The sequence below is a fragment of the Pedobacter jeongneungensis genome (genome assembly GCF_000633455.1).
GTDB classification, from domain to species: domain Bacteria; phylum Bacteroidota; class Bacteroidia; order Sphingobacteriales; family Sphingobacteriaceae; genus Pedobacter; species Pedobacter jeongneungensis_A.
In genome coordinates this window covers 55,180-79,459 of sequence record NZ_AYMG01000011.1, presented here as the reverse complement: position 1 = coordinate 79,459, position 24,280 = coordinate 55,180, and the positions used below count along the sequence as shown (strand labels likewise).

At 39.5% G+C, this 24,280-nt stretch carries 22 protein-coding genes; 14 read left to right on the top strand and 8 right to left on the bottom strand.

Going from position 1 to position 24,280, the window contains the following annotated elements; all coding sequences use genetic code 11:
* Positions 1-46: 46 nt before the first annotated feature.
* The 3 genes from U859_RS0110680 to U859_RS0110670 form a co-directional block, all read right to left on the bottom strand.
* Complete coding sequence (locus U859_RS0110680) at positions 47-262, bottom strand: PLDc N-terminal domain-containing protein (RefSeq protein ID WP_025143364.1); 216 nt, start codon at positions 260-262, stop codon at positions 47-49.
* Positions 263-279: 17 nt separating this feature from the next.
* Entirely contained in the window at positions 280-2,034 is a 1,755-nt protein-coding gene (locus U859_RS0110675; RefSeq protein WP_025143363.1) for an ABC transporter ATP-binding protein, read from the bottom strand.
* Between the two features lie 103 nt (positions 2,035-2,137).
* Positions 2,138-5,347 (bottom strand): TonB-dependent receptor, encoded by a 3,210-nt coding sequence (locus U859_RS0110670; RefSeq protein ID WP_025143362.1) that lies wholly within the window; start codon positions 5,345-5,347, stop codon positions 2,138-2,140.
* Positions 5,348-5,655: 308 nt separating this feature from the next.
* Here U859_RS0110670 and U859_RS0110660 point away from each other — a divergent pair, with 308 nt between their 5' ends.
* Positions 5,656-6,231, top strand: a complete 576-nt coding sequence (locus tag U859_RS0110660; RefSeq protein ID WP_162799913.1) for a hypothetical protein — start codon at positions 5,656-5,658, stop codon at positions 6,229-6,231.
* A gap of 280 nt (positions 6,232-6,511) precedes the next feature.
* Here the strand turns inward: U859_RS0110660 and U859_RS0110650 are convergent, their stop codons facing one another.
* The gene (locus U859_RS0110650; RefSeq protein ID WP_025143360.1) at positions 6,512-7,828 is read right to left on the bottom strand and encodes an amidohydrolase family protein; all 1,317 of its coding nucleotides are present in this window, start codon (positions 7,826-7,828) and stop codon (positions 6,512-6,514) included.
* Positions 7,818-10,838, bottom strand: a complete 3,021-nt coding sequence (locus U859_RS0110645; RefSeq protein WP_025143359.1) for an amidohydrolase family protein — start codon at positions 10,836-10,838, stop codon at positions 7,818-7,820. The genes U859_RS0110650 and U859_RS0110645 overlap by 11 nt, the downstream gene beginning before the upstream one ends.
* Positions 10,839-10,950: 112 nt before the next feature.
* Here U859_RS0110645 and U859_RS0110640 point away from each other — a divergent pair, with 112 nt between their 5' ends.
* From U859_RS0110640 to U859_RS0110600, 9 genes are all read left to right on the top strand, one after another.
* On the top strand, positions 10,951-11,394 hold the full coding sequence (locus U859_RS0110640) for a hypothetical protein (protein WP_025143358.1): 444 nt from the start codon (positions 10,951-10,953) through the stop codon (positions 11,392-11,394).
* An 823-nt stretch (positions 11,395-12,217) separates the two neighbouring features.
* A complete protein-coding gene (locus tag U859_RS0110635; RefSeq protein WP_029985634.1) occupies positions 12,218-13,615 on the top strand; it encodes an anthranilate synthase component I family protein in 1,398 nt (465 codons plus the stop codon).
* Between the two features lie 52 nt (positions 13,616-13,667).
* Entirely contained in the window at positions 13,668-14,252 is a 585-nt protein-coding gene (locus U859_RS0110630) for an anthranilate synthase component II (RefSeq protein ID WP_025143356.1), read from the top strand.
* Positions 14,253-14,308: 56 nt separating this feature from the next.
* On the top strand, positions 14,309-15,091 hold the full coding sequence (trpC, locus tag U859_RS0110625) for an indole-3-glycerol phosphate synthase TrpC (protein WP_025143355.1): 783 nt from the start codon (positions 14,309-14,311) through the stop codon (positions 15,089-15,091).
* An 85-nt stretch (positions 15,092-15,176) separates the two neighbouring features.
* The gene (gene hflX, locus U859_RS0110620; protein ID WP_025143354.1) at positions 15,177-16,367 is read left to right on the top strand and encodes a GTPase HflX; all 1,191 of its coding nucleotides are present in this window, start codon (positions 15,177-15,179) and stop codon (positions 16,365-16,367) included.
* Positions 16,368-16,457: 90 nt separating this feature from the next.
* Positions 16,458-16,835, top strand: a complete 378-nt coding sequence (gene rbfA, locus U859_RS0110615; protein ID WP_025143353.1) for a 30S ribosome-binding factor RbfA — start codon at positions 16,458-16,460, stop codon at positions 16,833-16,835.
* 6 nt (positions 16,836-16,841) lie between these two features.
* On the top strand, positions 16,842-17,471 hold the full coding sequence (trhA, locus tag U859_RS0110610) for a PAQR family membrane homeostasis protein TrhA (RefSeq protein ID WP_084153052.1): 630 nt from the start codon (positions 16,842-16,844) through the stop codon (positions 17,469-17,471).
* Between the two features lie 6 nt (positions 17,472-17,477).
* The gene (locus tag U859_RS0110605; protein ID WP_025143351.1) at positions 17,478-18,164 is read left to right on the top strand and encodes a peptidoglycan DD-metalloendopeptidase family protein; all 687 of its coding nucleotides are present in this window, start codon (positions 17,478-17,480) and stop codon (positions 18,162-18,164) included.
* A gap of 365 nt (positions 18,165-18,529) precedes the next feature.
* Complete coding sequence (locus U859_RS0110600; RefSeq protein WP_025143350.1) at positions 18,530-19,183, top strand: energy transducer TonB; 654 nt, start codon at positions 18,530-18,532, stop codon at positions 19,181-19,183.
* Positions 19,184-19,195: 12 nt separating this feature from the next.
* On the opposite strand, the gene U859_RS0110595 is transcribed toward U859_RS0110600, so the two are convergent.
* Positions 19,196-19,630, bottom strand: coding sequence for an energy transducer TonB (locus U859_RS0110595; protein ID WP_025143349.1), 435 nt, complete (start codon positions 19,628-19,630; stop codon positions 19,196-19,198).
* An 82-nt stretch (positions 19,631-19,712) separates the two neighbouring features.
* Between U859_RS0110595 and U859_RS0110590 the strand changes: the two genes are divergently transcribed.
* The gene (locus tag U859_RS0110590) at positions 19,713-20,117 is read left to right on the top strand and encodes a hypothetical protein (RefSeq protein WP_025143348.1); all 405 of its coding nucleotides are present in this window, start codon (positions 19,713-19,715) and stop codon (positions 20,115-20,117) included.
* On the opposite strand, the gene U859_RS0110585 is transcribed toward U859_RS0110590, so the two are convergent.
* Positions 20,094-20,978 carry a diacylglycerol/lipid kinase family protein gene (locus U859_RS0110585; protein ID WP_025143347.1) on the bottom strand — a complete coding sequence of 295 codons (885 nt, stop codon included), beginning with the start codon at positions 20,976-20,978 and terminating at the stop codon, positions 20,094-20,096. The two genes, U859_RS0110590 and U859_RS0110585, sit on opposite strands and share 24 nt — an antisense overlap.
* A 58-nt stretch (positions 20,979-21,036) precedes the next feature.
* Between U859_RS0110585 and U859_RS0110580 the strand changes: the two genes are divergently transcribed.
* Complete coding sequence (locus tag U859_RS0110580; protein WP_025143346.1) at positions 21,037-22,008, top strand: App1 family protein; 972 nt, start codon at positions 21,037-21,039, stop codon at positions 22,006-22,008.
* A gap of 430 nt (positions 22,009-22,438) precedes the next feature.
* Here U859_RS0110580 and U859_RS0110570 read toward each other — a convergent pair whose 3' ends face one another.
* A complete protein-coding gene (locus U859_RS0110570) occupies positions 22,439-22,807 on the bottom strand; it encodes a YccF domain-containing protein (RefSeq protein ID WP_025143344.1) in 369 nt (122 codons plus the stop codon).
* 108 nt (positions 22,808-22,915) lie between these two features.
* Here U859_RS0110570 and U859_RS0110565 point away from each other — a divergent pair, with 108 nt between their 5' ends.
* Both U859_RS0110565 and U859_RS0110560 read left to right on the top strand, forming a co-directional pair.
* Positions 22,916-23,266: a hypothetical protein gene (locus U859_RS0110565; RefSeq protein WP_025143343.1), complete on the top strand. Its 351-nt coding sequence runs from the start codon at positions 22,916-22,918 to the stop codon at positions 23,264-23,266.
* Positions 23,267-23,329: 63 nt separating this feature from the next.
* On the top strand, positions 23,330-24,226 hold the full coding sequence (locus tag U859_RS0110560) for a DUF6694 family lipoprotein (RefSeq protein WP_025143342.1): 897 nt from the start codon (positions 23,330-23,332) through the stop codon (positions 24,224-24,226).
* The last annotated feature ends 54 nt before the right edge of the window (positions 24,227-24,280 follow it).

Below are 24,280 nucleotides of genomic sequence, written 5' to 3'. Positions count from 1 at the left end.
AGAGGTCCGTGGAGACACGGACCATGGCTATAAATTTAAAATGATTTTAAAACTTCTTGTTCTTACCCCAGATGAGGTAGATAATCGAACCTATAAATGGGGCGAAAAGGATAATGATAAACCAGAGTACTTTTACCGTAAAACCCATACTGCTGTTTCTCGATATGTGGTACAATGCGGTTAATATCAGCGCCAGCCATAATATGGCTGCAATAACAACAATAATGGCGATCTGATTGCTTTCTACTTGTGCTAGTAACATGGTAATGTCTTTTGTTCCTAAGCCTCAACAACTCTCTCGCCAATTTGTTGGCGCCACATGGCCTGATATAAACCATTTTGTGCAATTAGTTCTTCATGTTTCCCTTGCTCAATGATATGGCCTTTCTCTAACACATAGATTTTATCGGCGTGTTTAATGGTCGATAAGCGGTGGGCAATTAAAATCGTAATGTGATCGGTTAAATCTGAAACCGAACGGATCGTTTTGGTAATTTCTTCTTCCGTGATCGAATCGAGTGAAGAAGTAGCCTCATCAAAAACCAAAATATCAGGCTGACGGAGCAGTGCCCTTGCAATTGATAAACGTTGTTTTTCTCCACCCGACACCTTAACACCACCTTCACCGATCAATGAATCCAAACCTTTATCTGCGCGGGCCAATAAGGTTTGACAAGCAGCCTGGTTCAATACCTTGTAACATTCTTCGTCAGTTGCATTTGGGTTTACAAATAACAGGTTTTCGCGGATGGTACCAGAAAACAACTGTGTATCCTGTGTTACAAAGCCGATTTTTTCGCGTAAAGCATCAAGATCGATATGGTTACTCGGGATGCCATTATATAAAATCTCGCCATCTTTTGCCGGATACAAACCAACCAATAATTTCACCAAAGTGGTTTTTCCTGAACCTGATGGGCCAACAAAAGCAATCGTCTGCCCGTTGTGGGTTTTAAACGAGATGTTCTCTAAGGCATTTCTATTGGCTGTTTGGTGCTTAAAGCCCACATTGCTAAAAGTTAAATCCTTAATTTTTGCAATAGAGGTTGGGTTCTCTGGTTTTTTATCAACAGGAGTACTTAAAATCTTTTTAAAGTTCCCTAACGAAACCTCAGCCTCACGCCAGGCCAATATTACATTTCCTAATTCCTGTAAAGGACCAAAAAGGAAGAAGGAATAGAATAAGAAAGAGAAATACTGTCCTGGGGAAATGGTATTGTCGAATATGAGCAATAACAATACAACAATCATCGAACTTCTAACCAGGTTTACCGTAGTGCCCTGAACAAAACTCATGCTACGCACATACTTTACTTTTTTAAGTTCTAAACCTAAAATTTTGTAAGTGGTTTTGTTTAATCTTTCTATCTCCTGATCGGCTAGGCCTAAACTTTTAACCAGTTCGATGTTTCTTAACGATTCGGTTGTAGAACCTGCCAAAGCGGTAGTTTCGCCAACAATAGATCGTTGGATGGTTTTAATTTTGCGGCTTAAAAACCAACTTACAAAACTGATGATCGGGATTGCAGCAAAATAAACCAATGTTACCTTATAGCTGATCGAAATCGAGTACACGATTACGAAGACCATCCCAATTAAACTCACAAAAAGCACACTGATAAACGAAGTGATAAACTTTTCAGAGTCTAAACGTACTTTTTGAAGAATGCCAAGTGTTTCTCCACTGCGTTGATCTTCGAAAACCTGATAGGGTAATTTTAAAGAGTGCTGCAAACCATCGGCATACATTTTTGCACCAACCTTTTGTACAATTACGCTGGTAAAGTAATCCTGAAAGTTCTTCGCAATACGCGATACCATTGCAGCACCGATGGCAAGGCCAATGAAACCTAGAGCGCCCCAGATATAGGTGCTTTTATCACTAAAAGATGCTCTTTTGTTAATATATAAATCCAGAATCCTTCCGGTGAAGTAAGGATCCATTAAAGAAAAGCCAATATTTATACCTGCAAGCAATAGCGCCAAAGCCACAATCCACTTGTGGTTTTTGAGGTAGTTGATTAATAATCCCATTAAGTTTTGTTGTTTGTTAGTGCAAACATAAAAAAAGGGAACGGATAAAAATCCATTCCCTTTTTTTATGACTTTAAGCTAAGATACTTAGCTAAGTTAAAGGTTAAAAACCGTAACGTAAACCGATCTGGAACTGATAAGGATTACCCGATGGGGTTACAATACCGGCATTGTTTACATTGTAGTTAAATTTCTGATTGGTGGCATCAAATGCAGGGTTTTGTAATGCGTATAAAGCCTGCGAACCCAACGATTCGTTAACACCCCATGTTTTTTTGAAGATGTTACCTACGTTAAATGCATCAACAGATAATTCGATCGTATGGGTTTTGTACAGTTTGAATTTTTTGGTTACCCTCACATCAACAATGCCGTAAAACCCATTAATACCACCATTACGTTGTGCAATCTGACCTGAGTATTTATTGATATAATCTTTCAAACTCTGGCTGGCCAAAGGATTATCCAAAATAGCCTGTAAGCCATTACGCACGTTTGTGGCAACATTTGGGTTGTTCCTGTCGAAAATGAATGCCAGATCATTCGTACCTACGAAATCGCCATTGGTATTGGCTCCAGATAGTAAGCTGTAACGCGTTCCGCCGATACCAGAGTAACGTACGCCAATATTAAATCCGGCTAAGCTAGGTGATGTTGCGTAAAAAACAACTTTGTTCCTGAACTGGTTATCAGAATAAGTCATGTTGCTTAAATTACGTGGATCATCTTTTACCGGCAATGATAAGGTTGAGGTATTGGCCACGTTTCCGTTAAATGACGTATTATCTTTTGTATCGTTATAGGTATAACTTACTGTAACCTCACCATCTCTAAAATACTGCCAGGTCGCATCAAGCACAACTGCAAACTGGTTTACTTTACCATCGCTGTTCATTTCTAATACACGGCCAATTTTATCGCTGATACGTCCTCTTTGCCAATCTGCTGCACCATTGGTAAGTGGGATACTTGCCAAAGGAACATATACTCCACGGTTGTCCTCATTCGATAACCTGAAATATGGATTAGCAACCATGTTACGATCTACATATACATAATTGTTTCTGCCCAAAGTTGCATAACCTGCAATACCCACTCTTAATTTAGGCGTGAAGAAGTGACTATAAGACAAGTTTGATTTATAAACAACCGGTACTTTAGCGTTCTCGCCGTAGGTGTTGATGGTTGCAATCTGGTATTGACTTAATGTTGGCGCACTTGAAGGATCGTTTCTGTAGCCTGTTAAATAAGCTGTAGGGATGCCAACACGTGTATCAACCGTTCCGTAATGTTTACCGTCAAAAGTTAAGTTATTAATGGTAACATAGTTATTGATGTCAGAGGCAAATATACCTGCTCCAAAACGGACAAAGTCTGTTCTTTGCTCATTAATATCCCAGGTGAACTGTGCACGGGGCTGGATAACGAACGATTTTAGTTTATTATCGGTACGTACACCCAGTTCATCAAATACCAGTTGATTTAATGGAGAAGAAGGATAATGCGCATAATCTAAACGGATACCAGCGGTTAAATCTAAACCTTTAGCCAGTTTAGTTTGCATTTGTGCATAAATACCAGCATTGATGATGTTCGAACGCACACTTGGATCGGCCATTAAAGGCACTTCCCTGAAATAACGGTAAGCGGTTCCGTTTTCGTAATTATCAAAGTTAGGTACTTTAGTGGTTACTACAGGTGTTACACCGGGAGCACTGGTAATTACATCTTTGGTGCCTGCCTGAACGTGGAAACGGCCATTTACCTCACTGCCATATAATGATTTGGCATGAGTGTACATGAAATCGACACCAAAAGTATATTTTACCTTATCGGTATTATAATAAAGGTTATCTACAAATTGCAATACATTGTTGGTAAAACCTTCCTGTGCAAAACGGTGACCACCCATTTCGATATTGGTTGCCCTGTTTGTGCCATTGATTACAGATGTTACACCCTCTACAATTACACGGGGAATATTCGATGATGGCAATTGATCGCCAGGAGAACTTTTTTGAAAAGTGTATAAATGCTGAACCTTTAATTCGTTTGTTAATTTCGAGTTGATTGAGGTACGTAAAGTAGCCAACAAACTGTTATCAACGTTTTTATCATTACCGGTTGATTCGTATAAATTGATGGCCGTATTATCTTCCAAGCCTAAATTATTACGGTCGTTGGTATAATTATCGCGGATGGTTAATAAGTTTTTTTCATCAATTTGCCAATCTAAACGGGCGAAACCCGCGTCCGATCCCCTTTGTTTAGGAAAAGAACCATACTGTGGCGAATTTGCAACACCATATTTAGAACGGGCAACGCCTACAAAATAATCAAGTGTAGAGCGGTTAATGTTGTAACGCAACTCATCTGCAGGAGATTGAACATCTGCAATTAACAGCGGACGGGCATCGCGTTGATGATCCCACGCCACAAAAAAGTGTAATTTATCTTTAATAATTGGTCCGCCCAATGAGAAACCGTACTGGTAGGTAGAGAAATCTGCCTGACGTTTATTCCCTCTGATGTCGTATCCGCTAGATAACCAATCAGCACGGCCATAAGTGAATGCACTTCCTGTTAGGGTATTGGTACCTTGTTTGGTTACCGCACTAACCGTACCACCGCCGCTACGTCCATAAGTAACATCATATTGATTGGTTACTACCTTAAACTCACGTACAGCTTCGATTGAAATAGAGTATGGTGCACCGCTGCGGCTGGTTGTACTTCCTGCCGATGTTGGATTTTTTGCATTCATACCATCAATGGTATAGTTGGTAGAAGAACCTAACTGACCTGAAATATTGCCACCTCTGCTTAATGGAGATAAATCCATTAATGAGGTAAAGTTACGTCCATTAACAGGCAACTGTGTAATTGCTTTTGCTGAAATGGCTGTAGCCGCTCCAATGTTTTCAATTTTGTTTTTTAAGGTTGTGCCTACTACTTGCACGGCTTCTAAATCCTGAGAGGCCTCTTGCATATTGATGGCGACTTTAACCGCATCGCCCTGGTTTAAGTAATAGCCAGTTCTGGTTTGTTCACCAAAGCCAACATAAATGGCTTTTACCGAATAAGGTCCGCCCAAAGGAAGCTCTTTAAAAGTATACTCACCCTGTGCATTGGTAGAGGTTTTGGTGGTAAATCCGGTTGAATTGTTCCGGATCTGTACGGAAACACCGGGAATGGGTTTCTTTTGCTGATCGGTAATAATACCTGAAATTGATGCCTGTGTAGTTTGCGCCAGGGCTGCGTTATAGGTGCAGCACAGCATTAACAACACCGCTGTAAGTAAATTTTTCATCATGATTAGTTTTCTGATTATATGATCACAAAGATGTTACTGTACTGTTAACTCAGTTCTGATTTTATATTAATAAAAGGTTTACTACCTGCTGATTTTTGCTGCGGATGTTAAAATAAATAACGGTAGGTAATTTAATATTGCCCATCTATGTTAAATAAATGTTAGACTCATTTCATGAACCCAATATTGATACTAAGAATTAATTATCCTGGTTTTTGCCAATAATGATTAAATTAATTTAAATCACTTAATTTTACTTGTAAAGCAAATCTATTTTGTGTTGGTGGCACCGATGATAAACGATGGATATGGAAATACGGTTGGAAGAAAATATTCCTTTAAATGATGAAGATCTGAAGCACATCGAAACTCAGGAAAAAGGAGTTAAGAATGTTCTCCCATTTGTTTTAGGGGGAAGTATATCTTTATTGATGGCATTTACTGCGCTACTGTTGAAAGACCACTTTGCAGATTTTAAATACTACGATTATATTTTATTTGTAGGTGCGGGCTTTGCCATGTATGGTTTTTGCTATTGCTTCGCATGGCTGGTAATGAGCTACGATAGTGCCAATTGGAAGAAGGATAAAGCCGGGGGTAAAAACAAATTGATTAGTGTAGTGATCAACCGTGATAAAACAGAACATGCAGAATACCTGACTTTTGCCGGACCAGATAAAAATGGTAAAATAAGAATCAGGGTAAAACCCGAAGATTATTCCCGTTACCCAATAGGTACAAAAGTCGCTGTTATCTATTTAAAATTTAGTAAAGAGGCACTTGCGCTTAAGCGATTTGATTACTGCGAAGGCGTACCCAACCCGATTTATGCCAATGGAGGGCACGGAAACAGGCATGGTATAGATATTATTTCTAAAACATGAAACGTTCCTATGGAACGGAAAAAACAACAATGTTTTTTTCTACCTAGGATTCGTCCCGATGGGACGATTTTTGATTATAAACAGTCTTCCGTCCCATCGGGACGAATCCTAGGTAGCCAATTTATAATTGGCGTTTTCGTTCCGTAGGAACGTTTGGTGATCATCCGTCAATACCAGCAAACCATCTTAAAACAAAAAACGGCCGATAAATTAATGTCGGCCGTTCTCATTTTAGATTTTAACAATTAAGCAATTCTAACAATTTAACCATTTAAAAAAGCTATTTCTTCTCTGCGGTATATTTATCGCTGAATTTTTTATCCAGTTGTTTGTGCAGGTTATCCAGGTTAATATCCCTGCCCTGAATAAAAGCCTGCTCCACTTTATTGGTGCGCATGTCTAAAGCATCGCCAGCCGAAATAAAGAATGTAGCATCTTTACCTGTTTCGATACTTCCTGTGGTTTTATCAACACCCATCGCTTTTGCTGCGTTTAAGGTAATGGTTGATAGCGCTTTTTCTTTATCTAATCCCCAGGCCGTAACCGTACCCGCCATAAAAGGCAGGTTGCGCTGTTGCCAGTAACCATCAATACTCAATACCACGTTTAAACCTGCATTGGCCAATACGGCAGCATTTTTATAAGGCATGTTTACATCATCATCATTGTTGTTCGGTAAGGCATGAGGCTGTTTCACCACCAAAGTAATATTGTTTTCTTTTAAGAAATCGATTACCAGGTAAGCTTCATCTGCGCCGGTGATTACCGGAGTGATGCCAAATTTCTTCGCGAAATTAACTGCTGCAACAATATCCTTCTGACTATCTGCAGCAATAAACAATTTCTCGTTACCAGCGAATACTTTTTTCATTGCTTCGAAACGGGTATTGATTACCTCTGGTTTGCCCATTTCCGAATAAGCTTTAGCTTCGGCAAAGAAAGAAGTCAATTGAGCAATAGCAGCCTGTGTTCTTTCGGCCAGTGCCTCTGGCGATGCTTGCGGACGGCCAAAGCCTCCAAAACCGCCCCTGAAACGTGGGGTAACCGGCCAGGTAACATGCATGGCATCGTCGGTTTTAATTGCTGCATCTTCCCAGTTCCAGGCATCGAGCTGAACTACGGATGAACTGCCCGAAACGGTGCCGCCCTGTGGCGTTGGCTGTGCCATTAATACACCATTGCTGCGTAAAGTTGCCGGAACTTTAGAATCGGTATTGTAAGCTACGATGGAGCGGATGTGCGAATTAAAATCACCTATTTCCTGAAAATCCAAGGTTGCTTTTACCGCTTCAATTTCTGTTAAACCCAGGTTGGTGGTTGCAGCAATAAAACCAGGGTAAATGTGTTTTCCCGTGGCTACAATACGCTGCACATCATCCTGTGGTACCTGCCCGTTGGCCGTAACCGAAATAATTTTTCCGTTGCCAAAAAGGATCGTGCCATTTTCAATGACTGTTCCATTCCCCACATGTACCGTAGCACCGGTGATGGCGATGGTTTTACTTTGTTTTTTAGCTGGCGAAATGTTTGCCTGCGCAAAACACATCAGGCTTGTTGCCGATAAAGCCAGACTTAATATATATCTTTTAGTGTGCATGTTCTTTCTCGGTTAATTCTGCTGAATAGTTTTCTAAAGTTTCGCAATTGTATAAACGTGGCGCATCACCCATCGGGCGTTGCATGCGGCCACCTTTGCTTTTGCTTTCTAACATTTTTTGGATCAAACGGGCTTTCTCTACCTGTTGTGCTTTGATAATTTGAGCATCTTTATCGATGTCCCAATAAGCAATGCCATCTACAAATGTTTTCTCTGCCCTTGCATAAATAGAAAGTGGATTGGCGGTCCAGATCACCACATCGGCATCTTTACCAGCCTTTAAACTGCCTACTTTGTCATCAATGTGCAGCATTCTGGCTGGGTTTAGTGTTACAAATTTCAAAGCGTCTTCTTCCGGAACGTTACCGTATAAAACCGATTTTCCTGCTTCCTGGTTTAAGTGACGGGCCATTTCGGCATCATCAGAGTTAAAAGCAGTGGTAATACCCACATTATGCATGATTTTTCCGTTGTAAGGGATCGCTTCGGCCACTTCATTTTTATAAGCCCACCAATCAGAGAAGGTAGAACCTGCAATACCATGTGCTTTCATTTTATCGGCCACTTTATAACCTTCTAAAATGTGTGTAAAAGTGTTGATTTTAAAGCCTAAACTATCGGCCACATGGATGAGCATGTTGATTTCGCTTTGCACATAAGAGTGGCAGGTGATGAAACGTTTGTAGTTCAAAATTTCTACAATCGCATCCAGTTCAAGGTCTTTACGTACACTGTTACCTTTTACTGATAATGCTTTTTGGTATTCTTTTGCACGGGTAAACTCATCTACAAAAGTCTGCTCAACGCCCATACGCGTAACCGGGAAACGGGCACCTGTACCAAAATTACTTTGTTTTACGTTTTCGCCCAGGGCAAATTTGATGAAGCCATCGGCACCAACAAATTTTAATTCTTCAGGCGATTTGCCCCAACGTAATTTAATCAGTTGCGACTGTCCACCAATTGGGTTTGCCGAACCGTGTAAAATATGCGATGTAGTTACCCCACCAGCTAGCTGACGGTAAATGTTTACATCTTCAGAGTTGATGATGTCGGCCACACGTACTTCAGCCGAAACTGATTGTGCACCCTCATTAATGCCTCCGGCGCCTGCAATGTGCGAGTGTTCGTCAATAATACCGGCTGTAATGTGTTTGCCCGTAGCATCGATTACTTTTGCACCGCTGGCCGAAAGATTTTTACCAACTGCTTTAATCTTTCCGTTTTCTAAAAGTACATCTGCATTTTGAAGGATACCATCTTTTTCGTTCGTCCAAACGGTACCGTTTTTAATCAGCACAGTTTCCTGTTTAGGCAATTCAGTATTTCCAAAAGCCGAGAAAGGATAAATTACAGGCCCCATGGCTAAAGTAGCTTTAGGTTCATCTTTTTTAGGTGTTTCTTTTGCTGCTTCTTTATACGTTGCGGTAAATTTTCCATTAGTCCCATCTGCTAAAGCCGATTCGCCTTTAATCGTAACCGGATTTGCCGAAGTAATATAACCGCTTAAACGAATATCGCCTTTAGGGTTTTTTTTTAAGTTAAAATTAATGCTGATCCAATCGCCGTTCCGGGTAAAAGTAGCGGTCGTTTTAACACTATCTGCACCTACTCTTTCAATTGCTGCGGTAGATCCACCACCTGTACCCGTAATTTTTAGGGTTAATGCACCCACACCATCAACGTTTAAGTTATAAGTACCACGTACATCGCTTACATCCATTTTATTGACTACAAAACGTTTTCCCTGTACCCAGTTTTCGAAAATGATGTTCCCGTTTTTGAACAGGTTATCAGATGAGATCAAAAAGTTGGCAACTTTTCCTTTTTCCAGTGAGCCTACTTTATCGCTGACGCCCAAAAGCGAGGCAGGAATTTCGGTAACCGATTGTAAAGCCTGTTTTTCGGTCAGGCCATTTTCGATCGCCGTGCGGATATTTGCCCAGAAATCGCGGCTGTTCTCCAGTCCGAAAGCCGTTAAAGCAAATTTGATTCCTGCTTTTTCCAAACTTGCCGGGTTGGTTGGTGCAAGTTCCCAGCCTTTCATCTGCGATAAACTTACGTTTCTGGCTTCCGCAGGATCTTCCACATCGTAAGCTTTAGGGAAAGTTAAAGGGATAATCAAACTTGCGCCCGTTGCTTTAACCTCGTTAATGCGTTGGTATTCATCACCAGTTGATTTAATGATGTATTTCTTGCCAAACTCTTTTCCGATTTTATCCGCACGCAGGATATTCTGCCATCCGTCTACCTCGAAAATCTGTGGCATGGTTTGTTGCTTGCCAAATTCATCAAGCGAAATGTTGTATTCGTCTTTTTGTTTGCCATACCACTGTGCATCGTAATAAGTTTGACGCAATAAAGCAATTGAACCCATCAACGAAGTGGGATAGTCATTTGATGAAGTTCCTTTGTTAAACGAATAATTTGCTGCGGTCTGGTCTTTTAAAATTACGCTATTATCAGCACCTTCATTTAAGGTTACTGCTGCCGAAACACCACGTGCAATACCATCGCGACTGATCACATTTACACTTCCGAAGCCTACTTTGCGCAATTCATCCGCTTTTTTACTGTCGGTAGAAAAGATATTTTTCACATAAGTTTCTGGTCTGATTGATTCGTTCCAACCGTAAGCTCCTTTTTTAGTAGATATAAATATTGATTGACGCTGACCACCAAAGCCACGTTGCTGTGCAGGTGCTTCAGTAAGGCCGTAACTGGTAAAAGCATCAATTAAGGAAGGATAAACAAACTTTCCTTTTAAATCGATCACCACATAACCTTTTGGTACAGCTAAACTGGCACCAACGCCCTGTATGGTTTGTCCTTTAATTAAAAGTGTAGCATTTGTGAGGGTTTGATTGGCATTAACTACTATTGTTGCGTTTGTGAAGGCAAACATTCCGGGTCTGGTATCAAAAGAGCCATTAACCGGGAAGGTAGTTTGCTGTGCAAACAGAAATGTAGTAGAAATTACCAGCCCAATGGCGAGTAAAATTTTCTTCATAATAAGTTTAGGGTTTAATTTGTTTAAAACTAATATAAATTAGCCTTCATTTGGTTGAATATCCTATTTTTTACAATTAATGTCTATTTTTGGCTAAACATATTTGATAAAAATGTACAACATCTTAAAATCTGCGCACTCCGGATGGCGCTACATCGTATTAATTCTATTGGTTATTGCTGTAATCAATGCTTTGTCGGGCTGGTTGGGTAATAAAACATACACGGAAAGTAACCGCAAGCTCAATGTATTTACATTGATCAGCGCACACATTCAATTATTGATTGGCCTGGTATTGTATTTCCTGAGCCCCTTAACAAAATTACCAATGAGCGATGCTATTGGTCGTTATTTCAAAGCTGAGCATACCTCGATGATGATTATTGCCATCATTTTAATCACAGTAGGTAATGCTAAATCGAAAAAAATGACTGATGCCGTTGCAAAACACCGTACCATTGCTGTTTTCTTCGGACTGGCATTGATCCTGATTATTGCTGCCATTTTGTTAATGGTTAAAGATGTACCAGGAAGATCGTTCTTTGGGGTTTCTTAAGAAGATATTTCTATAATTATAAATATAAAATCCTGCTATAAGAGCGGGATTTTTTTATTGCTGTCATGCTGAATGCAATGAAGCATCTGAAAGCGAAGAAGCACAGACTTTATTAAAGCAGAGTATGTAAAAGATCCTTCGCAATGCTACTATTGACAGATGCGAAGAAAAGTCGTCATTGCGAGGAGGTACGACGAAGCAATCTTTCCTGCTAGCGATCCTTGCTAGAAAGATTGCTTCGTCGGCTGAAAAAGCCTTTCTCGCAATGACGATTCCTCCCGGCCAATAAACCGCATTAAAACCTTCTGTCATTTATATTGATTTTTATAAAATAAATTATCCCTCAGGATGACAAACTGTAGTGAGTTCCCGCAGATAACGCTGATTTACGCAGAAGAAACCTGCCCTTAGATTCCCTTACATTAGTTGTATGGTCGACAATAAACTTTTGCCTGCTTTGCGGTTAGAAAAGAGATCTTACCCTAAAAGATCCTTCGCCACGCTCACAGTACGACAAGGAATTGAGGCTCACGACTTCAGACTTCCGACTCCGGACTAAACTTATTTTCATAAATATTTCGGTTTTTCAAAATTCTTTATATTTTTGTGGCTCATGATCAACAATATACATACATGGCTTTGGCAAAGTAATTCGAAAACGGATTGCGCTGGCTGCGTATGAAAGAAATATAGTTTATCAACCTAAACCTTATTAAAGAACCATTAAAGCCCGGCGTAGAACCACACGCCGGGCTTTTTATTTTAAAAAAAATACGAGAATGCAAACCATAAGCTTTACACCTTATACCATTTTACCTTTATCATGTATAAAATAAATACCACTTACAAAAAAATGCTTGCCGATACCACTACGCCAGTGAGCATTTATTTACGCTTACGTGATGTGTACCCCAACAGCATCTTATTGGAAAGTTCAGATTACCACAGTAGAGAAAACTCAATGAGTTTTGTTTGTGCCGATCCTGTTGCCGGAATTATCTTAAAAGGATCACGGTTGGAAACCTATTTTCCGGATGGAGCAGTAGAAATTACCGAAAGTAAAAACCTGATTGAGGAAATCGCTGATTTTAAGGACAAATTCAAAGAAACCGAATTGCCTGAAATCAAGTTTATCTCGAGCGGGTTATTTGGTTATTTTACCTGGAACGCTGTACAGCATTTTGAGGATATTAAATTTACTTCCGAAACACCCGAAGGAGAGGAGATCCCGGAAATGCAATATCACCTGTACCGTTATATCATTGCAATCGACCATTTTAAAAACGAAATCACCCTTTTCAAAAACACTTTCGAAGGTGAAGAAGAAGGCGGACTGGAAAAAATGGAATACCTGATCCAGAATAAAAATTACCCTGAATATAAGTTCCAAACCAGAGGTCAGGAGTCGTCTAATTTAACCGATCAGGGTTTTATGGATTTGGTAGAGAAATTACAGAAGCACATTTACCGTGGTGATGTTTTTCAGATCGTACCATCAAGAGCATTTAAGCAGGCCTTTTCGGGTGATGAATTTAATGTGTACCGTTGTTTGCGTTCCATCAACCCATCACCTTACCTGTTTTATTTTGATTATGGGAACTTTAAGTTGTTCGGTTCTTCACCAGAGGCGCAGATTACCATTAAAAATAATTCGGCTAATATCTTCCCAATCGCAGGGACCTTTAAACGCAGTGGAAACGATATCGAGGATGCGGAACAGGCCCGTAAGCTGGAACAGGATCCGAAAGAAAGTGCTGAACACGTCATGTTGGTCGACCTGGCCAGAAACGATTTAAGCAGGCACTGTAACCGTGTAGAGGTGAAATCTTTTAAAGAAGTACAATACTATTCGCACCTGATCCATTTGGTAAGTAAGGTAACCGGACATTTACAAGAAAATGTAAGTGCTTTTAAAGTAGTTGCCGATACCTATCCGGCAGGTACTTTAAGTGGCGCACCAAAATATAAAGCCATGCAGCTCATCGACGAAAACGAAAAATTGGGCAGGAATTTTTATGCTGGTGCCATCGGCTTTATGGGCTTTAACGAGGATTTTAATCATGCCATCATGATCAGGACCTTTATGAGCAAGAATAACGAACTGCATTACCGCGCCGGAGCAGGTATTGTTGCTGATTCGGTGCCGGAAACCGAAATGCAGGAGGTGAATAATAAAATTGCGGCACTGCGCAAGGCAGTAGAAATGGCTGCAAGCATTTAGATTTGATGTAAAATGGATGAGGTGAGATGGATGATGTAAATAAAGATATATAATGAAAGATATAAATAAGAAAACCGTCTTGGTTATTGATAACTACGATAGTTTTACCTACAATTTGGTGCATTTAATTAACGAAGTTGGTTACGAAGCCGAAGTTTGGAGAAACGATAAGTTCGATTTGGCGGATGTAGATAAATACGATAAAATTTTGCTTTCTCCCGGGCCGGGCATACCAGAAGAGGCAGGATTATTATTGGATGTAATCAGAACTTACGCACCAACAAAAAGTATTTTTGGGGTATGCTTAGGTCAGCAGGCCATTGCCGAAGCTTTTGGTGGTACCTTGTTAAACCTGGGCAGACCAATGCACGGAATTGCCACGCCGGTAACGGTTGTAGATGGTGATGAACCCTTGTTCTGGGAATGTCCGCAAACTATAAATGTTGGCCGTTACCACAGTTGGGTGGTGAGTAAAGAAAACTTTCCTTCGTGTTTAAAAATCACGGCAAGAGATCACAAAAGTGAGATTATGGCCTTAAGACACGAAACATTGGACGTGAGAGGTGTACAGTTCCACCCTGAAAGCGTACTTACTGAGTACGGCAAGCAGATGATGGAGAATTGGTTAACAGCATAGGGATTTAATATAAACCTCGCAGGTTTTTAAAACCTGCGAGGTTTGAACTTATTAGCATGAACATACTAGATAAAATCGTATTACGTAAAAAAGAAGAAATCGCGGCAGCGAAAGCACTTGTTTCTATACCCGATTTAGAGCACTCGGTACATTTTAAAAGAACGCCTTATGTTTTTAAAGAGTTCTTACTGGCTGAAGACCGTACCGGGATTATTGCCGAATTTAAACGCCGCTCGCCATCAAAAGGTTTAATTAATGGTATTGCAGATGTTGCAGAAGTTACACAGGCCTACAATGCAGCTGGCGCATCTGCTCTTTCAGTTTTAACTGATGTTGATTTCTTTGGCGGAAAAACTGATGATATCCTTGCGGCAAGGGCAGCAAATAATATCCCGATCTTAAGAAAAGATTTTATGATTGATGAATACCAGATTTTGGAAGCAAAGGCCTGGGGTGCTGATATCATTCTGTTAATTGCTTCGATATTAACCCCTCAACAGATCAACGATTTCGGGAAATTTGCAAAAAATTTAGGCTTAAATGTGCTTTTAGAAGTGCATAACCTTGAAGAACTGGAAAGAAGCATCTCTCCGAACCTGGATGCTATTGGGGTAAACAACAGAAACCTGGGCGATTTTACGGTTGATATTCAAACTTCGTTTGATCTGGTAAATAAAATCCCGGATGAGTTTTTAAAGATTTCGGAAAGTGCTATTAGCGATCCGCAGACCATTAAGGAATTAAAAGCAGCTGGCTTTAACGGATTCTTAATTGGTGAAAATTTTATGAAGACCGATAATCCGGGAACGGCTATTAAAGAATTTGTAGCGCAGATATAGCTATTTATAAAACCTTATAGGTCTTAAAGACCTATAAGGTTGGGTAAAAACTCGTTCTCAAATTTCGTATCTTTGCATCAATTACATGGGAAAACAAAAAACATACGATACTGCCGTTGTGCAGGAACGGGCAATTTTAGTTGGGGTGGTTACTCCTGGCGAAAAAGAAGCCCAAACAAAAGAATATTTAGATGAGCTGGCCTTTTTGGTTGATACAGCTGGTGGGAAGGTGGAAAAGGTTTTTACACAGAAAATGTTAAAACCAGAGCGTGCTACATTTGTGGGTACAGGTAAGCTCGAAGAAATTAAAGCTTACGTAAAATCAGAAGAGATTGATGTGGTTGTTTTTGATGACGAATTATCGCCATCGCAACTGCGTAACATCGATCGCGAACTTGGTGTGAAGGTTTTGGACAGAAGTAATCTGATCCTCGATATTTTTGCCAACAGGGCCCAAACTGCACAGGCAAAAACACAGGTAGAACTGGCACAGTTGCAATACGTTTTACCACGCTTAACCGGTATGTGGACCCACTTGGAACGTCAAAAAGGTGGTATCGGGATGCGTGGTCCGGGTGAAACGCAGATTGAAAGTGACAGACGTATTATTTTAAATAAAATCTCGCTGTTAAAAGAGCGTTTAAGGAATATCGACCGTCAGAACGAAACGCAGCGTAAAAACCGCGGTCAGCTGATCCGTGTAGCTTTGGTTGGCTATACCAACGTGGGTAAATCGACCATTATGAACATGCTTTCGAAATCGGAAGTTTTTGCAGAGAATAAGTTGTTTGCAACATTGGATACGACTGTTCGTAAGGTAGTGATCGAAAATTTACCATTCCTGCTTTCTGATACGGTTGGATTTATCCGCAAATTGCCTCACCATTTAGTAGAATGTTTTAAATCTACATTAGATGAAGTTCGTGAGGCAGACTTATTGATCCATGTGGTTGATGTGTCGCACCCTAACTTCGAAGATCAGATTAATACAGTAAATGAAACATTGAAAGATATCGGTGCCATTGATAAAGACATGATTTTGGTATTTAATAAAATTGATGCCTATGTTTCGCCAGAAGTGGATAGCGAAGAGGATGATGGAAAGCTTACTTTAGAAGACTTCAAAAAAAGCTGGATGAGTCATGATAAAGTGCCTGTGCTATTTATCTCAGCTACCGAAAAAGAAAACCTTGAAGAGTTTAAAACGTTATTGTACGATAAGGTAAAGGCTGCGCATGTGGCGAGGTACCCGTATGATAGCAATTTGTTATATTAGATAAAATTCCGTCATTGAGGTGCGAAAATAAACCTTATAGGTTTTTAAAACCTATAAGGTTTCATCATAAAGGCGATAGATAAAAACATTATGGAAAGTAAACGTCAGCAGAAATTTGCAGGAGTATTACAAGAGGAGTTGGCACAGGTTTTTCAGCGTGAAGGTGCTGCATTTTTGCCTAATACATTGGTAACCATTACCCGAGTGAGGGTTTCGCCAGATTTGGCTGTGGCTAAGGTTTACCTGAGTTTTTTTAATACCAATAATACCACACTTTCTATCAATACCGTTAATGCACATGCAGGTGAGATCAGGTATAAACTGGGCAGCCGTATCCGTCATCAGGTGAGGGTAGTACCAGAGCTTACTTTCTTTGTAGATGATACTAATGAGTATGTAGAGCGTATGGACCATCTTTTTGATAAGATAGCCAAAGAACCAAGGCAAAAAGACGAAGACAGCGAATAATTTTTTGTGAGGAAGCTAAGGGAACCTGTTAATTTCTTCACACATTTTATCCCGGCATTAATAGCAATTCCGGCTGGGTATCTGTTGCTTCAGAAGTGCAATACCCCGATAGAATTTACCGCTGCCTGGATTTACAGTATCGGTACTTTTATTCTTTTTGGGGTAAGTGCCATGTACCATGGTTACCCGGCTACCGATTATGGTGTACGTTTTTGGCAGAAATTTGATCATTGCTGCATTTATTTGATGATTGCAGGTTCTTACACACCAACAGCCTTATTGGTTTTTGATGGCTGGTTGCGTTGGAGCCTGTTCGCTATTGTATGGATTATTGCCATTGTAGGCTGCCTGCTCAAAATCTTTAACCGTTTAAAAAGTACGGCCATATCGTTATCGATTTATATTTTAATGGGCTGTTTAATTGTGCCTCTGCTACAGAAAATGCTCGGCACTTTGCCCGTCGGTGCTATTTTTTGGTTGCTGTTAGGAGGCATTTTTTATATCGGTGGAACCTATTATTATGCGAAGGATAAACAACTTTCCAGATGGATGCACAGCCACGAGTTGTGGCACCTGTTTGTAATTGGTGGTGCTTTATCCCACTACATTTATAACTTCGTGTATATCTTTAAATAATTACAGATGCGAACTTTCGATCAGGTTATTCAGTCAAATGCTGCATTGATCCAAAAAGTTGTCGATTTTGACGCAAAACACGATCAACTTTTGCCTTTGGATTTTACAACGGCCAATACCGAATTAACAAACGAGATTTTGGATGATACCGATCTGTTTTCGGATTGGGTAAATAAAAAACTGGTAGAAAATAATGCCCGTTACGGAATTGGCGGATATAATGAACACCGCACCATTTATTCGAGGAGTGCACATTTTGATAGCGAAGAAGAACCCCGCAGGTTACATTTAGGTATTGATATCTGGGGGCCAGCAGGGACACCGATCTACAATTTTTATAATGCATCCGTGCAAAGTTTTGCCTATAACGATAACCTTGGCGATTATGGTGCTACCATCATTCTAACCTACGATATAGATGGGGCTAAATTTAACGCTTTATACGGTCATTTAAGCTTAGTCTCATTAAATGGATTGGAGGAGGGAAAATTTATTCCTGCCGGAACAAAAATTGCAGAATTAGGTTCAAAAGAAGAAAACGGATCATGGCCACCACATCTTCATTTTCAATTGATTACTGATATGGGAGGATTAAAAGGCGATTATCCTGGCGTTTGTAAGTTTAGTGAAAGGGAAAAATATTTAGCCAATTGCCCTGATCCGGATTTAATTTTGAAGGTTACTTTTTCTTAACCGCAAAGAAAATAAGGAATACGCAAAGGGGCAAAGTTTTTCTGTGCCTCTGTGGCCAAATATGATGTTAGAAATTTAACCACAGAGATAACAGAGGGAAGGCACTGAGGCCACAGAGAGATTTTTTAGCGGTGGTCATTCCCAACCCGATAGCTATCGGGTTGATTGGGAATCGTAATGCAATAAGCTTTAAGGTTCCCGCCTGCGCGGGAATGACGACCTTACTATTTAAATTAAACTCCTCATTTTCTATGTGATTAAATTATCGGCAATCTATCCGAGTTTCTGTGCTTCCGTGGCTAAAACTCTTTTTTCCTCTGCGAAAAACTTTGCGTTCTCTGCGGTTAAAACAGTAAATTAGTACAATGAAAACCCTATTCACTATTTGTTTACTTTTTTGCTGTTCGCTGGCTATTGGGCAAGTTCAGTTTAAATCGGGTAAAAATGGTTTTATCAATTTTTTGAGAGAAAATACAGTTTATCCCAGGTTTTCTAAAGATAACTGCGTCCAGGGGACGGTAAGCGTAAGTTTTAAGCTTGATGAGCAGGGAAAGGTTTATTTTTCGAAAATAAGCAAAGGTATATTGTCTGATCTCGATGAAGAGGCACTGCGTTTAGTAAGATTGAGTAGTGGCAAATGGCAGGTTCCAGCAGGTTACGATACCACGGTTTCGATTGTTGTTCCCGTTAATTTTGTACTTTCAGGTTATAACTGTGAAGGAAAATCGAGCGAAGAGATGCAGGAGTCTATCCGAAGCTATCAGGCAGAAGAAGCTTTAACCAATTCGGTAATCAATTTTTATAAAAACATCAATCAGGCAAAACCCGGACAGGAAGTTCAGATCATTGCCATTAAAAATCAATTGGGTATTGATGATGAATACCTGGACGACAGAATAAAAATGGCCTTAAAAAAAATTAAGCAAGGTGATAAACAGGGTGCCTGTGAGGATTTTCTTTTTGTTAAATACATGGGCAGTAAAAAAGCTGATGATTATTTAGCTAGATATTGTAAGTAACAGCCGGGTCTTTTACTGCAAGCACATCAGTGTAGATAGCGTAGTTAATGTTGCCACTTTTTTACCATTACACATTGCCGGATCCCATTTAAAAGATTTTATAATCTTTAACATCTGTTCTCCTATTTTACCAACTTCATCCCTTACTACCCGCTCTCTTGAAATGTGACCATCCACATCAACTAAGAAAGATACAGTGAATCGGGTTGATGCACCATTGGGAATGCTATCCAATCTTACATTAGAAAGTGCTTTGTAAAGCTTTGCCCTTCCACCTTCGTTTGTTGCCGGTTCATCAAACGTAGTGTAAATCATTTTACCTGTTAAGAGGTCTTTTTTCTTTGCGCAATCCGTATTCAAAGGATTGTTATTCACCCGCGTTTGATCAATGTGATTATCGCTAAAGGTGCTTAATAAAAAGACAAATAATAACGTTAATTTAAGCATTGAATGGATATTTTTCCGGAAATAAAGTAATTGATCAGCTTTTGCTAAGTGAAGATAAAGAAATTGATTAATTTAGCCAACAATGAAGAACACGGTTAGATCTTTTGCTTTACTGGATATCATTAGCATTGCATTATTGGCTAAACAATTTTGGCAGATTTTAACGCATTTAAATGAAATTCCAGATCAGGTACTATCGCAGGCAAAGGTAATTTTACTATTGCCCTTATTTGTGTCCCTTTTTATTTCTGCGATAGGTTTAATCCTATTTAAAAAATTTGGATTCATCACCTATTATATCCAATTCCCATTCCGCTTGGTGGTTTGGGTATTCTCCATTGGTTTTATCACTTATTTACCCGAAATTTTAAACCTGGGCGATCGCTGGTTTGATATTTTATTTCGCATCTGCTTCATCGCCGAATTTTTCAGGTTGTATTTCACCATTAAAATTCACCGTGCGTTACCCGATAGCTATCGGGTCTGATTGACCTGGTAAAACCACAGTAATGGCTGCAGGAAGAATGCTTGCTTCAACGCTATTCACCCTGCCAATGTATTCTCCATCTACCTGAAAATGCGCCTGATGTTTAGAAACAATTTTTACCTCAGCCGTTTGAAATACTTCTATTTTCTTAGGATTAAAAGGCAATTTGGTGATCCAGATTTTTAATATTTCGAGGTAAGAATAATCCTTTACCAGGATTACTTCAAAAAGCTCATCATCCAGTTTTCCATCAGGGTTAATTTTTAATCCAGAGCCGTACATGGTGGCATTGGCAATGGCCACCATAGCTGCTTTAGAAGTTATGGTTTCGCCTTTAAGTTTCAATTGCACTTCCATCCGGCGATGGTTCCATAAGGCATGCCAGGTAGCTTTTGCATAGCCCCACATGCCGCGTTCGGGCAAGGTGTCGAATTTCTTTACCAAATAGGCATTAAATCCCAGATCGGATAAATGGATGCAGATTTCATCATTCAGTTTAACCACATGTATTTTCTGAAGCCTGCCTTCTTCTAAAAGCGCCAAAGCCTCCTCAATATCGGTTGATATACCTAATTCTTTCGCCATCCCATTTGCTGAGCCTGCAGGAATAATCCCGATCGGGGTTTCGGTATTCAATAAACATTCGGCAACCAGCTTTAAGGTTCCGTCGCCACCAACAGCCACCACACGGTCAGCTTTTGATCCGCTTATTTTTGCTTTTATTTTATCTAAAGAACAGTCTTTTGGCAGTTCGAATAGATCGATTTCGGTATTTTTTGCCTCGAAATGTGCAGAAATTACTTCCTTTAAGTTTAAATCGTGACTGCCAGAGCCTGGATTGATGATGAACAGTAATTTCATTTTGGTAGCCTTATGTTTACCTCACAAACAACTTTTAATAAACTCTGTTTTAATAACGATGAATAAATCTGTTAGTGTAAAAGTATACCATGGTTATGGCCATGCACATAATTTGGTTGTTTATGGGCATGTTTTCAAGCGTAAGGCCAATACGCGGCAGGTTTACAGCAATAATATCTTTGTTAATATCGTACATCTTTTAAAGCTGTTTATTTTAAAACCTTACGCTTTTGTGGAGGTTCGTTTGCAGTTTTTTGATCAGACCATCTATAACAAAACCGAAGGCGATGGTTTTTTTAAATTTGAATGGAAGGCCGAACATGATATCCCGGCGGGCTGGCATGATGTTAAAGTAGAGGCAATTGATCAGAATGGAACTGTTTTAAATATTGGAGAAGGTAAAATTTATGTGCCCCACATTACGCAATATGCCTTTATTTCTGATGTGGACGATACTGTAATGATTTCGCATTCGGCAACGATTGGGAGAAGATTGAGAGAGCTTTTTATTAAAAATCCGCATACCCGCAAAACCTTTCCGGGTGCGGCGAGTCATTACCAGCAATTGGCTTTATCACATACAGCAGTACAACAACCAAACCCTTTTTTTTATGTAAGCAGCAGCGAGTGGAACCTATATGATTATTTGATTGAAACTTTTAAGTTTAACAAATTGCCTGACGGTGCTTTTCTTTTAAATACCTTGAAAAGATGGAAAGATCTCATTAAAACGGGCAAAACAGGTCACGAAGGAAAATTATTAAGGGTAATGCGCATTCTGGATGCCTTTCCTAATCAGAAGTTTGTTTTTTTTGGAGATAATTCGCAACAGGATCCTGAAATTTATAGTTCTATAGTAGAAAAATATCCCAAAAATATCGAAGCGGTTTATATTCGTAATATCCGACCAGAAAAAGAGGCAGAAACTAAAGAATTGCTTAAGAAAGTAGAAGGTAAAGGGGTGAGGGCCTGTTTATTTAATAAGAGTGAAGAAGCAATTGAGCATTCTAGGTCAATAGGATTGATTTAATAGTTTTGAGGGGCATCATTCCCGTGTAGGCGGGAATTTTAATGCAACTTAAAACTCCTACCAAAGCATTACGATTTCCAATCAAGTTGGAAATGACGTTATGATATATAGTACGAAAGTTTTTGCTAATGGGAACAGGCCACAGTTCAATAAACCTGACAGGAGCGAGCACCGAACGCAGAGAGGTAAAGCGGATGGCAGGACTGTCGGATCCGATAAACACAGAAACCTGCTTTTCAATAAAAATATTTTTTGGCTTTCTTCTGTTTTGGTAAGCCAAAAAATACGGATAGTCAAGTGAAGAACATTTCTACTAACGCAGTCGTCATTCCCGCGCAGGCGGGAATCTTAATGCAGACCGCTTCAAGATTCCCAATCAACCCGATAGCTATCGGGTTGGGAATGATGGAACTATATAGATTTATTCAGATTAAGAAATCGATTTCCCGAACGGCGTAAATGCCAGATTCATCAACTTAAAATGCTGGCGACCGAATGGAATACCAACAATAGTAATGCAAAGCAGGATCCCAAAAAACAGATGGGTTAAGGCAATCCAGAAACCGCCGAACAAAATCCAGATCAGGTTCATGATGGTAGAAAGGCAGCCTGTGTTTGATGAAGTATCAGTTATTTTAACGCCAAAAGGTGCGAGACCAACAATAGCAAATTTAAAACATTGGATACCAAAGGGAATACCCACAATGGTTAGGCAAAGGATCAAACCTCCGATGATGTATTCGAAAAAAATAAAGATGCCGCCAAAAATAATCCAGATGATATTGCCTAAAAAGTTCATTGTGTTTGTTTAGGTTAAGATTTAAGAATTTGCTTTTTGTTACAGATAACATTGTGCATTCTTAATAGATTCTCCGTAATTTAGAATTACACACAAAAGAAACACAACATGAAAAAATTAATTCTTGCAGCGGCAATCGCCGCTTGCTTTGGGCTGTCTGATGCCAAAGCTCAAAACGTAAATGGCTTTAAATTAAGCGACATCAAAGCAGAATACATTGAAGTTAAGCCGATTTACGATGGTGGCAATACCTATATTGCCAGGATAGATTACGGACAAAAAATTAAACGGGTAAGAGATCTAAATGTTAAAGATGATGATGGAAATGATTTGATTTTCAACTCCCAAATGGATTGTCTCAATAAATTAAAGGATTACGGCTATGAACTTTTTAATACTTATACCGATCAGATTGATAAAGATGGAAGCAGGCCGGTTTATGTAATGAAAAGAAAATAAAACTATACAACAATCGGGGTGTTTATACCTCGATTGTTTCATCTCATCTAAAATTAACCTTCTATGAATAAACTATTAACCTCTATTGTGCTCTGCACATTTATTACAATCGCATTGTCCGGCTGCGGAGAAAAGTTTCAGGCCAAATCGGAAAAGGAATTTGAAGTTTCTAAAGCTAAAATTATAAAAAAACTGAATAATGAAGAGCAGGTAAATTTGGAAAAGGCCCTGAGGGTTATTGCTCTGGAATCGATGCGTTTAAAATGGAACGAACCCGAAAAATACAAAGGTAAATCTTTCGATAAAATTTCGTTTGAAATGATCGATGGTTTAAGCTACTCATCAGTGGTAAACCTTGCCGAAGATCTTTTGCAGGCCCATAACAAAAAAGAAATCGCAAAAGTATCAGGAGAAATTGATACCCTCGAAATCCAGAAAAAGGAGTTGGTCGTTAATAAACAGAAACTGGATATCTTTAAAGTAACCAACCTGACGATTACAGAAGATGACTTTTTTGGAGAAAAGGTGCCCAAGCTTGAAATTGAATATGTTTACACTGGTAAGCAACCCTTAACTGGTAGTGTTGATGTTAATGTAGAAGTTCGGGAAATATCGACCAAAAAAGTAATTTCTGCGCACATGTCGAGGGACGGGGATGGTAACAATACTTTAAAACCGGGCGATTCGATGAATGATAATGATATGTTGAGGGAGGCAAAAACAAACAACCCTGAAAAATGGAAAAATGTTAAATATCCGGTTACCAATGCAAAGCTTGCCGACTTCGGCCTTGAACTTAACGTTTATGCTTCGAGTATTACTACCAATGGCAAAACCATAGCCTTGCCAAAATACAGTGTTGAAGATGTTGATGCCGAGATCAAGAAAAAGAAAGCCGAATTAAAAGAACTTCAGGACACCAAAGGAACTTTAGATGAGCTGGAGCTTACAAACAAATAAGCTAATTTAATCTTTCATGTTGAGCTTTTCGAAATGCTTTTAAAAGTTTTTCAA